The following is a 15,550-nucleotide window of genomic DNA, read 5'->3' as shown; positions in this document are numbered from 1 at the left end:
TTAGTCATTATGTATGTTGTTAAAATGAAAATTTCACTTTACTACCTCAAATTTATTGTACTCGTAAAAAGATAATTGAAAACGATATTCCGGATGCTCTCTCACCCAATCGTAGGCTTCTTCTAAAATATCCATTTTATTTTGCACGTCATTAAGTTCACTACATTCGTTCCTTTTCTGTTTACATAGAGGACAGAACCCACCCACTATCTCGGCATTCATCGCACGAATCGTTTTACTTTCTAAGTCAACTACTAGACGAAGAATAAGAGAATGCTCCGCTTTTGTAGTCACCATCATTTCAGCAATTCCATCCTCATTCCAAAAGACACCATTTAATTCCATCTGTACGGTGACATCTTTGATTTCCAAGTCTATCACTATCACACCTCCCTTATATAAGACTCTTACCTTACTCTTCGATTTTAATCTTTAATACACCACGAGCTAAAGATATATTAAGCTTTTTCCAATTCTTCTTCTTTGCTATGAAAGGAAGTGTAATTAGTGCAAATAGTGTGGTAAATATTATCAAAAAAACTAAAACGGTTAAAATGTTAAAGATTGCTTCCATTAAACTACACTCTTTTCTATGTATATCCGTACTAAAAACAACAAAATATTCCATTAACAATACAGGACAAGCCGTGAATTTTCCAACTAAACTTCAGCAACTTAATCCTGAAGTCTAGTTGTACATATGAATAAAATAAATTTTATTACTAACTTTCTTCTACTACTTTCTCCATCTCAGCCAAATACCTAAGCTGCCGCTCCGCTTTTCTCACCGCAGTAGGAAAGTGTTTTTTCAGAAGTTCTACTGCTGATTCACTTATATAATATCTTTCCGTTATACCTTCCCACGTGTCACTACTTTCAAATGCACTCCATACAAAAGGACGCTCTGTATTTTTTCTCAGTTCTTTAAACACCCATTTCCGCATCCTTTTTTTCGCTTTTTCTGTTAGTTTTCCGTTCTTTACAAGTTCAAGCTCACCATGTCTCTTGTATCGCTTGTTAATATCTCTCTCGCCATATACTTTCAGAAAGATATTTGCTGTATTCTCAGCATCTGCTAAAGCCCGGTGCTGCTTCCCTTCCCACGTTAAGCCGAGCTGATCCACTGCTAATTGTAAACTTGGTGTATGCTCAAATAATTCTTCATACGCCTGAAAAACAAATTTTTGCACATCAAATCTACTCTCTTTTTCCATACATGGGCATTCTACACCGTATAATGTACAATCTTGAGATAGAAAACGGTAATCTTCTTTTCCCCATGAAACAAATATTGAATCTTCTCCGATGAACTGAATAAATTTCTCTATAATTTGAGGGAAATTCCCTACACCTATTAAATCTTTCTTTGTAATTCCAGTTAATTTTGTTGTATGACGAGTTAATGGGGCACTTGGTTTTACTAACTCTGAAAATTCTCCAATAACCTTCATTGTACTCACATCTATTTTTACAGCTCCAATATCAACTATTTCTGACGGATCTTCTGATTTATACGGCCTAAAATTCCTTTCAATATCAAACACAATGAAGTGTGTAGCGTTTTTCAATTTATTTACCTCTTTCTAAATTCCTTTTCACACACATACTTTATTTTCAGTATTTATTTATTAATGCACTTTATGCATGAAAAACTTCGCATAAAAATCAAAAATTCAGTCTTATTATTACATGTACATAGGAGGATATTCAATAAAAACGCAAAAAAAAAAGAAGGGCAAGCCCTTCTTTTTTTCATAATTACTTCTTGTTTACGTTTGTAGCTTGAGGTCCACGGTTACCTTGTTCTACTTCGAAAGTAACTTCTTGACCTTCTTCTAAAGATTTGAAGCCGTCGCCTTGGATAGCTGAGAAATGAACGAATACGTCTTCTCCGCCTTCAACCTCGATGAAACCGAAACCTTTTTCTGCGTTAAACCATTTTACTTTACCGTTTTGCATTTAAAAAATCCTCCTACAATGTACCTATATGTACATATTCATTTTCAACCACTTTACAATAATACATCATATATTAAAAAACTGCAACCCCAGAGGAGATTTAACATTGCTATCCTCCTCGGAAGTTACAGCTCATTTAAATCTCTATATTATTAAAAGTAAAATGGTTTAAAGTAACTATATCATACCAATATAATAAAAGTAAAGTTTTTTTAAAGTTATACAGCTTTTTTTTTCCACTGCATCGCTTTTAATTCACCTGATCCAGCTACAACATAGCCTTCTTTTTCATTAACAATGCGCCAACCATGCCCTTTAACCGAATCACATACTGTAACAATTCCTTCTTCAAGAAGCACACGGCAAACAGTGCTAATTCCCGCCTTATTTTGCGTTGACGTTGTATATAACACATGTTGATCCACACTTAAATCTAAATAACTACTCGCTTTTTGTTCACTTTGACATGTATGCCAACCTATTTTATCACTTTCGATACTCTCATCTATTCTGCAAAAAGAAATATTTCCGCTAATTCCCTTGCACGATCCACTTGCCGCTACTAAATAGGAATTATGTATAGTCAACGCAGAAATCATCTGATTCATCGCTATTTTAATCCTTTTTAATTTACGTGTCTCTAAATCAAAAAGCCAAACACCACCATATTTAGTATGTATTTTCGTACCGATAAATAAGTAATGTTTATATAAAAATAATGATCGAATAGATGGTGCCTCACTACCGTAATTAAGAAATGGCTGAATAGTCTCCCATGTGGAACCAAAATTATTAGAATGATACAGTGTTTTATCTCCATGAGCAATTACTGTTCCATTCTCATTACTACATACATTCCAGCTCGTTGCTTTCGTTGGAAAGCGCTGGATCGTCCACGTTTCTCCACCATTCATACTACGAATAAAAACTCCTTCGTCCCCTACTCCGTAAACTACGTTACCTTCACTATGTAAATCTCGAATTCGTTTTCGGAAACCAGTTAAAGCCTGTTTCCATTCTCCATCTTTTTCAATGAATAAACCATTATATGTAGTAGCTAACAAAAGCTTTCCATCTCTTAACTTTGTAATAGCAGTTGCACTTAACATTGTTTCCACGTTGACACTCCCGTTCCTAGAACTTCTCGGCAAAAGCAATTGCAAAATCACTGCATTTTTCAACGTCTTCTTTATCTTCTGGAGCTAATTCAATTTTCAATCCTTCTTGTACAAGTTCTGCCCCGCATTTTACAAGACGTTCTTCAAATATCGTTACCGCTTCACAAAACAGCTCATACGCCGTATCACCTGATCCAAAAACAGCCACTTTTTTACCCGTTAAATCTATATTTTCTAACTCATCATGGAAATCTTCCGCTTCAAATGGTAATTCACCATCACCCCACGTATAAGATCCTAAAATGATTCCATCATAAGCTAATAATTCTTCAGCATCCATACCTTCCATCTCTTGCAATACTACTTCGTGATCAAAGGCATCTAAACTTACTTTAATTAAGTCAGCAATACTCTCTGTATTCCCTGACATACTTGCATACGCTATTAAAATTTTCGCCACTTTGGCATCCCCCTCTTACAATAATTGATTCTCATTCTCATTATATTAATAATGAGAATCAATTTCAATTATTATTTTCATTCAATTTATATCCTTTTCATTTATGTTAAAAGAAATGGTACATCTGACTATTCCCTTTTCATTTTGAGTATTAACATTCATATTCATCTATTGCCAAATCTAGTTTCTCAACTTATTGTATATACATCCTTTCACATTTAATATGTTGCATATATAATGCGAAAGGCCATTTACACATTTCATTATTTTTAGGTAACAAACAATTTCGATCTTACAAAAAGAGGAGTCTTTCTAATGAAAAAATTTTTTATTAGACTTTTAAAAATATCATCCCTTTTGACAGCACTATTATTAACAGTGGGTGCCATTATTCTATTTGGCACTTCATACGGCCATAATTTACGTGTCATCGCAGCGGAAAGTATTTTAACGTCTCAACATCCGCAATACGCAAAAATTACATTACTGTCTGATAACGAGTTAAATGATATTTCTCAATCCATTACAAATCCAAAATGGAAAAACAGCGATTTTGCCAATACTAAACTTTCAAAACAAGAATTAGAGCGAAAGAAAAATGCACCATTAAACGTTTCGATTGAAACGATAAAGAAAAAATACAATGATCATTTTTTTGAAGGTAAATTAATGACTATTAGTAATCCATTAAATGTAAAGCTCGTTACACAACAAGGTTCAGAAGGGAAAGACGTTGGAGAAAAAATATATGTCATGGCAAAACGAAACCATGCACTTGCTGCTGTAAATGCTAGTGGGTTCTGGGATGAAACGGGGCATGGTGGTGGTAAAACAGGCATCGGTATTGTTATTGAAAACGGGAAAGTTATAAACACACCGCAAGACATTAATACCCCTACTCTCGTCAGTGGACTTACAAAATACGGACAAATGGTTTCAGGAGAGTTTTCTGCTAATCAACTGTTAAATAAGAATGTCGTTTCCGCTGCTGGCTTTATGCCTCAACTAATTGTAAATGGCGAAAAAATGATTACAAATGATGGCGGATGGGGCTATGGTCCCCGAAGTATTATGGCTCAGAAAAAAGATGGATCAATTATGTTTTTCATCATTGATGGAAGACAACCTCATAGTATCGGAGCTTCTTTAAGAGACTGCCAAGATATTCTTTATGAAAAAGGGGCCATAAATGCAATGGCAATGGACGGGGGCTCGTCAGCAACATTGTACGCAATGGGAGACATTTTAAACATCCCTTCAACCTTATCTCATAAATCACGCTATTTACCAAACGCCTGGGTTGTTACCTCGAACCCTAAGCAACAAGTTCATGTAACGATAGATGGTAGCCCAGCAAGCTCTCAAAAGATTTCCGAAATGACAGGATCTACTGCTGTAGCAATAAATAAATAAATAAAAAAGAACAGATGACTATACAATCATCTGTTCTTTTTTATTACTTTTTAAAAATACCAAATGGTTTTCCAACTGGTAATACAACTTTTCCGAAGTGTGTATTTAACACGGCTGCTGCTGAACCATAGAAAGATAATAATGAAATACATAGTTCAGAATACGCTGCTAAATTATGCATTGCGTGCGGCATAACACCTAAAGTACTTAATGAAAGACCAATAAATAAGAAATCAATAAGGACGAAAATCATAAATAATACTTTATGTGTTTCCATTGCACCAATTGTCATAAAGATCGTGAAAATCAAGTATCCGATAAAGGCTACACCAAGCTGTTTTGAATCTGCAGTTTGGGCTAATTTTTCGCCAAATACTCCGAGTTGAATTAACCAAGTCATTCCAACACCTAACCAAAATAGGCCGTACGCACCAAATGCTGTTGTACCGAACGTATTGTTATGCTTTGCATCGTGAATGCATGCAAAGATTTGTGCAAATCCTCCTAAAAAGATTGCCCATGGTAATACAAGTGAAACGCCATCTGTTAAGCCTAACTTTTGAGATGATGCTACAAGTGTTACCATCGCTAATCCAAATAGACCAATTCCAGATGGATCTGCTGTTGTCATTTTCACATGATGTGTAGTAGTTTGATTGCTCATATAAACCTCCTGATTATAAACATACTCGAATACAATACTTAAATCAGAAGGCTATGTCAATGGTTTTTTTTGTATGTTGTCAGACCTTATATTCCATAATAATCAAATACACATTTGGCCATATCATAAGGTTTTACATTTAAATTTGGCAACTCATTTACCGGCATCCATAAAGGAATATAGCTCCCTCTATCTTTCAGCTCGAACTCCTCGCCTTTACCACTTCCGAAAACTCCACCTATAATATGGGCATTATAATAATACTCCGTACCTTTATACTCCACCTTTGCAATCAGATGCTCCACTTGTATATGTACCCCTAATTCTTCATAAACCTCTCGCTTCGTTGCTTCTTCAGGTGTTTCTCCTTCTTCAATTCCCCCGCCTGGAAAAACAAAATACATTTCACCTTCTCGAACACGTTTTATAAGAGCGATTTTACCACCTTGTATAATTATAGCTACACCGCGGTTTCTTCTCACTTTATTACCTCAACACCAATCGCAACTGTTCCCCATTCTTTTTCTTGTTCTTTCGTATATATTCCGTATGTACTTTCTAACATTTCTTTTATACTAAGTTCTTCACAATCAAATAATTTTTTATCAATTTGTTCGTACATTGCTTTAAAGCTTTCGTATCGTTTTATCTCCGTTACTTTTACAGCCATCGTTTCTGCTGTCGTAAGGTTCGTAAATACAATTTCATCGTCTTGTTTTATAAGTTGACGTTTTTTATCGTATAAGCGTACTTCATATACTTTTTTTCCTAATTGAATCGACTGAAAAGGTTTATTATATAATCCCATTTCGTATCTCATACATTTCACTCCCTTTTATTCATCTTGCCTACTAACATTTTTGCACATTACTATTTCATACAACATAGTTCGCCTTACTTCACCTTGCATATAATGTTCCATATCCATTACTTTCTTTAGAGAGGATGCTAAAATTGGTATGTTATATTTAAATCAAAAACCTGAATATAATAAATATGATATCGGTGATTATACTTACAGTAAAGTAGGCCCTATTATTTTTTCTTGGAATGATGAAACAAAATTAAAAATAGGTAAGTTTTGTTCATTAGGAGAAGAAGTCGTTTTCGTACTTGGCGGTGAACATCGTGCTGATTGGATAACAACTTATCCATTTAATGTCCTCTTCGAAGAAGGAGCACACATTACTGGGCATCCTTCTTCAAAAGGTGATATCGTAGTCGGCAATGATGTATGGATTGGTTATCAATCCTGCATTTTATCTGGTGTTACAATTGGTAACGGGGCCATTATCGGGGCCAAGAGTGTTGTTACAAAAGACGTACCTCCATATGCAATCGTCGCTGGTAATCCTGCCAAACTAGTTCGATATCGTTTCCCGCAAGAAATCATTGAAAAACTAGAAAACCTTGCATGGTGGGACTGGGACATTTCCGTTATAAAAGGAGCTATTCCATTTCTACTCTCCAACAAAATCAACGAATTTTTCACTTCTCCCGAAGAAGAAGCTACTTGATCTAAACAAAAAGAGCATCCTATTCTTTCAGGATGCTCTTTTTGTGTTTATTTTTTATTTATTCGCAACTGATTACACGGGGAACAGTGAAATGGAATTTTGTCTAAACAATTAAAGTTTGTTTCACAAATTTGTTCTATCGTTGGAACAAATGGAATGACAACTATGTTACTATCTATTATTTGTGTAACAGGTGGCAATACTGTGCCTACTTGATGTTCGAAGCGAATACTCGCTTGATTAATATAATTTCCTGAACCGCTTGGTGCACTCTGAACTGTTACTTGGAACGAAACTGTCCGTGCTTCACCTGGATTTAAACTTCCTATAAGAAACCCTAATACTGGGCTTACATTTGGCACTGGCGTATTATCAACAGTTACACTTCCAGGAACAAATCGAAAACTACTATCTAACATATCTTGAAAACGAATATTTTGTATCGCTGTATCCCCCGTATTCGTAATAACTGTCGTAAACGTAATAACATCGCCTATCGTTGCTGATTGAAGATCTGCCGTTTTTACGACTGTTGTTGAAACATTTTGAGGAATAAACGGGATAACAACTGTATTACTATCGCCTTCAACTACTACTGGCGGCTCATTAGGATTTACAGTTGCAAGCCCATTCGCTGTAGCTGTATTTGTAACTAAATTATTTATTTGCCCTCCTGTTATTACAACTTGGAAATTAATAATCGCTGCATCATTTGGCTGAAAATTACCTAAAGGGATACCAGTATTCGGATTGGCAAATGGAAAAGGTACATCATTTACTGTTACCGTGCCATTTATAAATAACGTATTTGGGTCAATGATGTCTGTTAAAATAATATTCGTCACAGGAACTGTACTATCATTTATAACAGCAATTCCGTAAGTGACAACATCTCCTACCATTGCTACTTCAAAATCCGCTCCTTTTGCAACAAATAAAATTGCAGTATTTACCGTTACAATAACTGTATTACTTGTGTCCATCACTGTAACTGGTGGCTCTCCTGGTACTAAAATATACTCTGCTAATGCCCCAGCAACGTTCACTACCGTACCACCATCAGGAAAACTTGTAATCGTAGCTTCATATGTTACAATCACCGTTTCACCGACTGGGATATCTGGTATCGTAAATCCAATCTGTGGATTTAACCCCGGCTGTGGTATTCCATTTATCGTTACACTATTTGGGACAAAATCAGCTTCCTGAGATAACACGTCTATAAATTGAACATTCATCGCATCAGCCGTACCAGTATTTAATATACGAACAGTATACGTTACCGTTTCTCCTACTCCAACAATTGGATGATCTACTTCTTTTAGCATATCTAAACTGCCTCTATTTACTGGAGTTACTGTCGTATTACTCGAACTCGTAATTGTAAACGGTGGTTCTCCTGGAATAAGTTCAAAACTACCCGTTACACTCGCCGAATTCATAATGCTATTAGAAGGCGGGATTGAGATTACAGTTACTTCAAACGTTATGAGTACACTATCTCCTACTGGGAGATCCGGTAATGAAAAGCCTACAAAAGGATCTAAACCTACTTGCGGAATCCCATTTATCTGTACACTCCCTGGAACGAATTCTAAACTAGGTGATGGAACGTCAATAAATTGCACATTTGTCGCTGTTACCGTTCCTGTATTTGTAACTTGCACACTATACGTTAACGTATCTCCTAATCGTGTCGCCTGTTTGTTGACAGTTTTTATAACATTGAATCGCCCTCTATTTACCCTTGTTATTGTCGTATTACTCGGCTCTGTTACTACAACTGGTGGTTCTCCTGGTACTAAAGTAAAACTTCCTGTTATATTTGCAACATTCGTTATCGTTCCTGAAGATGGAATATTTGTCACTGTCGCTTGGAACGTCACTATAGTCGTATTGCCAACAAGTATATCGCCAATTCCAAACCCAGTAATCGGATTTAAACCAGGTTGCGGAGTTCCATTTACCGTTACACTATTTGGGACAAATGACGCTCCTGCTGAAATCGTATCAATAAACTGAACATTGTTAGCTGTTACTGTTCCCGTATTCGTTATTTGCACTGTATACGTTAATACATCGCCAACGAGAGTCGCAGCCCTGTTCACCTGTTTTATAACATTAAATCGTCCTCTATTTACAGTTGTGAGTGTTGTATTGCTTGGTTGGTTTACTATAACTGGTGGTTCTCCTGGTACTAATATAAAGCTTCCAGTCACGTTAGCCGTATTGGCAATCGTTCCGTTTGATGGCACACTGACGACGGTTACTTGGAAGGTTACTTCTACACTTTCACCTGGATTTATATCTGGAAGCGGGAATCCATTATTAGGATTGAATCCAGGTTGTAACACACCGTCTATCGTTACACTGTTCGGTATGAATGTTATAGAGGAAGGTAATACATCACTATATTGAACATTCGTCGCTGTCACTGTTCCCGTATTTTGAACTACTGTTGTATATGTGATTGTATCTCCTACTGCAACAACCGGCTGACTTACTGATTTTAAAACATTCAAACCAGATTCATTTATTTTCGTTAATGTCGTGTTACTTGTCGTTGTTTCAGTAATAGGCGGCTCTGTTCCACTTACAGCAAATGTAGCCGTAACATCCACAAAGTTAACTACTGTTCCACCTTGAGGTATGCTCGTTACCATCTCTTGGTATGTGACAAGTACAAAATCACCTACAGGTATATCTGGAACTGTAAAGCCTATGAACGGATCTAATCCAGGCTCTGGTATTCCGTTTATACTCACACTTCCTGGAACAAATGCTACACCACTCGTACTAGAATCAAGAAATTGAACATTTGTTGCCGGCACTGTTCCAAAGTTAAAAATTAGTACATCGTAAGTTAATATTTCTCCAACCGTTGCTGCCTCTTTATCTACTAGTTTTAATGGGAAAATAGACGCTATATTAATCGTCGTAACGACTAAATTTGTTAATATCGTTTGCGTAATCGGTGGTTCCTGCGGATTTGGTTGTGAAGTAAATGTAACGTCAGCATCGTTTAATATGACTTCATTATCTGGAATCTCTGTAATCGTCACTTGGAATGTTACCGTAATACTTCCACCAGCATTTAATGACGGAGTAACTGTAAATCCTATTCCAGGATTTACACCAAGTTGCTGTATTCCACCTATCGTTACACTATTTGCGACAAATGTTGTTCCTTCTGGAATGACATCTTGGAAGAGTACATCTGTAACAGGTATAATTCCTACATTCGTTATTAGAACGGTATACGTTAATACATCTCCAACAGCTCCAGCAGCAACATTTACAGTTTTTGTTGCTGTTACTTCACCAGGAGGAGGTAACGGTATTGTAACTACTGTCGTATTACTTGAATTTGTCGTTGTTACAGGCGGTTGTAAAGGATTTAATAAAAAAGTGGCTGTAGCAGATGCTGTGTTTAGTACTGCTCCACGTGTAGACGGTGCAACTACCGTAACTTGGAACGTTACTGTCAATGATGTTCCAGCTGCGATATTAGGGAGCGGGAAACCAACATTTGGGTCAAAGCCAGGTTGAGGCGTTCCATTTATCGTTACACTATTTGCGACAAATGTTGTTTCTGTTGCAATCGGATCAATGAAAGAAACATTCGTCGCTAGTACTGTGCCATTATTTCGAATGACAACAGAATACGTGTAAGTCTCTCCAAGTGCTGCTTGTTGTACAGATGAAGATTTTTGTATATTTAACTGTGCCGTATTTACCTGTGTCACTACAAAATTACTATTCGTAGCAGTCGTTATAGGAGGTCCTGCCGGATTTATAAGGAAGCTTGCAGTAACGTTCGATTGATTTCTTATATTCCCTCCACTTGGAACACTCGTCACTGTAACTTGAAACGTAATTGTAGCGGTTTGCCCGACTGGAATATTTGGTACTGGAAAACCTGTCATAGGATTCGCGCCTTGCTGAACAACTCCATTTATCGTTACACTATTCGCTACAAATGTAGCTCCAGTTGGGATTGGATCTTGAAAAATGATATTTGTTGCAGGAACAGTTCCTGTATTTTGAATAAGAATCGTATACGTTAACGTATCTCCTATACCTGCTTGTGGTGTATTTACACTCTTCATTACATTAAGTGATCCTACATTCACTCGCGTCACAACAATATTACTAATCGTTACAATTGTAATTGGTGGCTGGAGAGGACTTACTTGGAAATCAGCAGTGACATTCGCATTATTCGGAAGAACTCTATTTGATGGTACACTTGTAATTAACACTTGGAAAGTAACTGTTACCATCGTACCTACCGGAATATTAGCAAGCGGAAATCCAGTTGTCGGATCTAAACCAGGTTGAGATATCCCGTTTATTGTTACACTATTCGCAACAAACGTTGTTCCAGGTGGAATCGGATCAAGGAATGATACATTTGTCGCTGCTACTGTTCCACTATTTTGTATACGAACTGTATACGTTAACGTATCTCCTACACCGGCTTCACTAGCACTTACGCTCTTCATTACATTTAGCCCTGAAGAATTCACAACTGTCATAACAGTATTACTTGGTACTGTTACAGTAATTGGTGGCTCTGTTGGATTTACAAGGAAATCTCCAGTTACATTCGCATTATTTACGACATTATTTCCTTGGGGAATTTCATCAATTAATACTTCAAACGAAACAATTACACTTGCGCCAGTAGGCAAATTATTTAGTGGGAATCCAAGTTCTGGATCTGCTCCTTCTTGTAAAACACCATTAACTAATACACTGTTTTCAATAAATAATGTCCCTTGCGGAATTGAATCTTGGAAAAATACATTTGTCGCTGGTACACTACCTGCATTTATGATTTCGATTGTATATACTAAAACATCCCCTACCGTTGCAACATCCGTATTGACTGCTTTCACAACTTCAAAATTCCCCGATTGTACAGTTGTGTTAACAATGTTACTAGGAACATTAATTGTTACTGGTGGTTCACTCGGATTCACTTGAAAACTTGCTGTTACATTTGCTTGATTTAAAATATCTTCATTTTCTGGATCCTGTACAATTAATACGTCAAATGTGACTACAACTGTTTGAGCCGCAGGAATATTTGGAAGAGAAAATCCTGGATTCGGATTCAATCCACTTTGCGGTACTCCATTAATTGTTACAGAATTTGCAACAAATGAAACAGCAGAAGGAATAGGGTCTTGGAAAAATACATTTGTTAGCGGAACGTTTCCTGTATTTTGAACGGCAATCGTATACGTTAAAGTATCCCCTACTGCTGCTTGCGTTGTATTCACTTCTTTTATTACATTTAAACCACCTGTATTAACTTGTGTTACAACGGTATTCGTTTGCCTATTAATCGTTACTGGCGGTTGATTCGGAATAACGACGAAATTAGCAGATACATTACCGCGATTCGCAATCGTGCCTCCTGATGGGGTAGATGTAACTCGTACTTGAAAAGTCACCGTTCTACTTCCACCTGGAGATATATTCGCTACCGTAAACCCAGTCGCTGGATTTGCCCCAGGTTGCGAAACTCCATCAACAGTTACACTATTTGGTATAAAAGTCGTTCCAATTGGGATTGGATCTTGAAAAATAACGTTCGTCGCCAGTACATTTCCTGTATTTTCAATTGTAACGGTATACGTAAGAACGTCATTAATTGTCGCAAAAGCTCTATCTACTGTTTTTCTCGTTCTTATATCGGCTATATTTATTGTAGTAAATACTGTATTACTTGTCGCTTGGCCTGAAACCGGTTGTTGACCAGGAACCGGAATAAAGTTAAACGTTGCACTTGCACGGTTCGGAATTGGATTTACAAGAGGATTAGATGTCACTCGAACTTGAAAGCGTACTACAGTCGTTTGCGAAGCATTAATACTTCCAAGATTAATACTACTTGCTGGATTCGCTCCTGGTCGAGCTACTCCATTTACCGTAACACTATTTGTTACAAACGTTGTTCCAGCAGGTATACTATCAACAAAAATCACATTATTTGCAGCGACATTCCCATTATTCGTCACATTAACTGTGTACGTTAATACATCATTAAGTGTTGCCGTCTGTAAATCTACAGATTTTTGCAAACTTACATTTGCGCGATTTACCGTCGTCTGTACTGTATTTGAAGAAGCTGTACTTGTGATAGGAGGACTTCCAACAAAAGGACGGAATTGGTATGACACCATTGCACGATTTGAAATTGGATTTGGACTTGGGAATGACGTAACTCTCACTTGAAATGTAACAACTCTTTGAGCATTATTCGGTATCGTTCCTAAATTAATTCCACTAGCTGGATTGGCGCTCGGCTGAGTTACTCCACCTACTGTAACACTGCCTGCTATAAACGTCGTTCCATTCGGAATACTGTCTTGTAATACAACGTTTTCTGCACTTCCTGTCCCTGTATTCGGAACAGTAATCGTATAAGTGAGAATATCACCTACTGCTGCAACGGTTTTATCAACAGATTTAACGGGATTTATAATTGGCCCTGTCGCATCAATTTGAACACCAAAACCAGCTGCAGCATATCCATCTCCATTTGTAACGAAGCGAACAGTCGCTGACGTTTGATTATTTACTAAGGATGACGAAGCATCTACATTCGTAATATCCCACCCTTGTCTTCGGACGGCTAAAGCTATCCCTAACGGCTGATTCAAATTTCCAAAGGTGCCAGTTGTATCTAAATTCCCACTATCATTACAAATTTGTGACTGAAAGAAATTATTTGCGGGATTTCTCGGTCCGAATAAAGCAACTGTAGCATTCGCATTCGGTCCAAAGCGAAGTTGATCTCCAACAATGTTAGAATCTCCTTCTTGAGCTGTTACAAGTACTCTCCCTGTAACAGCACCTGTAGATGGCGTTGCAAAACCTGAAATAGTAGCATCAACTGGTGGCGATGAAGCATCGATAATTTCTTGACCTGCATACACTGACAAATTCCTAAGAGGTAAACTTGCATTTTGATAAACTACCTCAAGCGTCCAACCAGCTGAACGACTGACTGTTGGATCAGCAGAAGTTCTTGTAGCCGGTACAGCACCCGTTGTATATGTTCCCGCTCCCCCTGTATTAACAAGATTCGTTACATTAGCAGAGCGAACATAATAAAACTGGTTCCCAACTGAACCTTGCTGCGCAGTGGCAGGATCTGGTGCAACAGAAAATGTTCCTGCTGGTGTTGTAAATGAAATATTATCATTTAAAAATGCTGTAACATCCTCTGTATCGGTCCGGTATGTGCCGGCCCATACTAGTTCTGCGTATAAAACACTACTCCCTGCTGGAAGGTTCAAAATTGCACTTGAAGAATTTAATGGCCAGTCATTCGTTGTTCCTACCGGGAATCCAGGTACTTGAAGCGATGTATTTATCGTTGTAAACACATCAATCGTACCGAAGTTATTGTTTGGTGCAGGTGATGTAGGACTTAGTCCCAACGTGTTCCCAGTGAACGTAACGGCACCAGTTACAGTTGTCGTAAAGCGATTCATAAAAGGCACACAATCATCTCATTTCATTTATAGTAAAAAGTGCTCTATACTATAAAATGTAGACAAACTATGCAACGTACGTTGTCCAACAAAATTCCACATATATGGAGAGGAGTTTATTACACTATGCGCTACGTTATCGTAACAGGAACTTCACAAGGTTTAGGCGAGGCAATTGCCACGCAATTGTTAGAAGAAAACACGAGTATCATCTCTATTTCTAGAAGAGAAAATAAAGAGCTTACTAAACTCGCAGAACAATATAACAGCAATTGTATTTTCCATTCCATAGATCTTCAAGATGTACATAATTTAGAAACTCATTTTAACGAAGTCTTTTCATCTATTCAAAAAGACAATGTCTCATCGATTCATTTAATTAATAATGCAGGAACACTTGCACCAATGAAACCTATTGAAAAGTCAGAAAGTGAACAATTCATTACGAACGTTCATATTAATTTAATCGCACCAATGATCCTTACTTCCACTTTCATGAAACATACGAAAGACTGGAAAGTAGAAAAACGCATTATAAATATTTCATCTGGAGCAGGAAAAAATCCTTATTTCGGATGGGGAGCTTATTGTACAACGAAAGCCGGTGTAAATATGTTTACACAGTGCGTAGCTACTGAAGAAACGGAGAAAGAATATCCTGTAAAAACTGTCGCTTTCGCACCTGGTGTTGTTGATACAAATATGCAAGCACAAATTCGTGAAACAAATAAGGAAGACTTTATTAACTTAGATCGATTCACCGCATTAAAAGAAGAAGGAAAGCTACTGTCACCTAAATATGTTGCGAAAGCTATTCGTAACTTACTAGAAACTGAGAATTTCCCGCAGGGTGAAGTAATTCGAATTGATGAATAACAAAGAGGCACGCTATAATAGCGTGCCTTTTC

At 37.2% G+C, this 15,550-nt stretch carries 12 protein-coding genes; 3 read left to right on the top strand and 9 right to left on the bottom strand.

Annotated features, from left to right (window positions below; genetic code table 11):
- Nucleotides 1-33 precede the first annotated feature (33 nt).
- The 5 genes from ABH955_RS00895 to ABH955_RS00875 all read right to left on the bottom strand — a co-directional run bounded on the left by ABH955_RS00895 (nucleotide 34) and on the right by ABH955_RS00875 (nucleotide 3,537).
- The gene (locus tag ABH955_RS00895; RefSeq protein WP_002087722.1) at nucleotides 34-381 is read right to left on the bottom strand and encodes a hypothetical protein; all 348 of its coding nucleotides are present in this window, start codon (nucleotides 379-381) and stop codon (nucleotides 34-36) included.
- A 341-nt stretch (nucleotides 382-722) separates the two neighbouring features.
- The gene (locus ABH955_RS00890; protein WP_002167856.1) at nucleotides 723-1,568 is read right to left on the bottom strand and encodes an exonuclease; all 846 of its coding nucleotides are present in this window, start codon (nucleotides 1,566-1,568) and stop codon (nucleotides 723-725) included.
- Between the two features lie 190 nt (nucleotides 1,569-1,758).
- Nucleotides 1,759-1,959 carry a cold shock-like protein CspB gene (gene cspB, locus ABH955_RS00885; RefSeq protein ID WP_001179147.1) on the bottom strand — a complete coding sequence of 67 codons (201 nt, stop codon included), beginning with the start codon at nucleotides 1,957-1,959 and terminating at the stop codon, nucleotides 1,759-1,761.
- A 218-nt stretch (nucleotides 1,960-2,177) separates the two neighbouring features.
- On the bottom strand, nucleotides 2,178-3,077 hold the full coding sequence (locus ABH955_RS00880; protein ID WP_404456618.1) for a WD40/YVTN/BNR-like repeat-containing protein: 900 nt from the start codon (nucleotides 3,075-3,077) through the stop codon (nucleotides 2,178-2,180).
- Nucleotides 3,078-3,093: 16 nt separating this feature from the next.
- A complete protein-coding gene (locus ABH955_RS00875) occupies nucleotides 3,094-3,537 on the bottom strand; it encodes a flavodoxin (protein ID WP_001062757.1) in 444 nt (147 codons plus the stop codon).
- A 315-nt stretch (nucleotides 3,538-3,852) separates the two neighbouring features.
- Between ABH955_RS00875 and ABH955_RS00870 the strand changes: the two genes are divergently transcribed.
- Nucleotides 3,853-4,950, top strand: coding sequence for a phosphodiester glycosidase family protein (locus ABH955_RS00870; protein ID WP_219303272.1), 1,098 nt, complete (start codon nucleotides 3,853-3,855; stop codon nucleotides 4,948-4,950).
- Between the two features lie 43 nt (nucleotides 4,951-4,993).
- Here ABH955_RS00870 and ABH955_RS00865 read toward each other — a convergent pair whose 3' ends face one another.
- From ABH955_RS00865 to ABH955_RS00855, 3 genes are all read right to left on the bottom strand, one after another.
- Complete coding sequence (locus tag ABH955_RS00865; RefSeq protein WP_000070943.1) at nucleotides 4,994-5,614, bottom strand: acetate uptake transporter; 621 nt, start codon at nucleotides 5,612-5,614, stop codon at nucleotides 4,994-4,996.
- A gap of 86 nt (nucleotides 5,615-5,700) precedes the next feature.
- Entirely contained in the window at nucleotides 5,701-6,096 is a 396-nt protein-coding gene (locus ABH955_RS00860) for an NUDIX hydrolase (RefSeq protein ID WP_404456616.1), read from the bottom strand.
- The gene (locus ABH955_RS00855) at nucleotides 6,093-6,434 is read right to left on the bottom strand and encodes an ASCH domain-containing protein (protein WP_002128458.1); all 342 of its coding nucleotides are present in this window, start codon (nucleotides 6,432-6,434) and stop codon (nucleotides 6,093-6,095) included. Before ABH955_RS00855 ends, ABH955_RS00860 begins: the two co-directional genes overlap by 4 nt.
- A 139-nt stretch (nucleotides 6,435-6,573) precedes the next feature.
- On the opposite strand from ABH955_RS00855, the gene ABH955_RS00850 reads away from it, so the two are divergent.
- The gene (locus ABH955_RS00850; protein WP_002185210.1) at nucleotides 6,574-7,131 is read left to right on the top strand and encodes a CatB-related O-acetyltransferase; all 558 of its coding nucleotides are present in this window, start codon (nucleotides 6,574-6,576) and stop codon (nucleotides 7,129-7,131) included.
- A 47-nt stretch (nucleotides 7,132-7,178) separates the two neighbouring features.
- Here ABH955_RS00850 and ABH955_RS00845 read toward each other — a convergent pair whose 3' ends face one another.
- On the bottom strand, nucleotides 7,179-14,651 hold the full coding sequence (locus ABH955_RS00845) for a DUF7507 domain-containing protein (RefSeq protein ID WP_404490803.1): 7,473 nt from the start codon (nucleotides 14,649-14,651) through the stop codon (nucleotides 7,179-7,181).
- Between the two features lie 117 nt (nucleotides 14,652-14,768).
- On the opposite strand from ABH955_RS00845, the gene ABH955_RS00840 reads away from it, so the two are divergent.
- Complete coding sequence (locus ABH955_RS00840; RefSeq protein WP_404456612.1) at nucleotides 14,769-15,518, top strand: (S)-benzoin forming benzil reductase; 750 nt, start codon at nucleotides 14,769-14,771, stop codon at nucleotides 15,516-15,518.
- Nucleotides 15,519-15,550: the final 32 nt, after the last annotated feature.

The organism is Bacillus sp. RC240 (assembly GCF_044907945.1).
Lineage (GTDB): Bacteria > Bacillota > Bacilli > Bacillales > Bacillaceae_G > Bacillus_A > Bacillus_A mycoides.
This window is presented reverse-complemented; position numbering and strand designations above follow the sequence as displayed.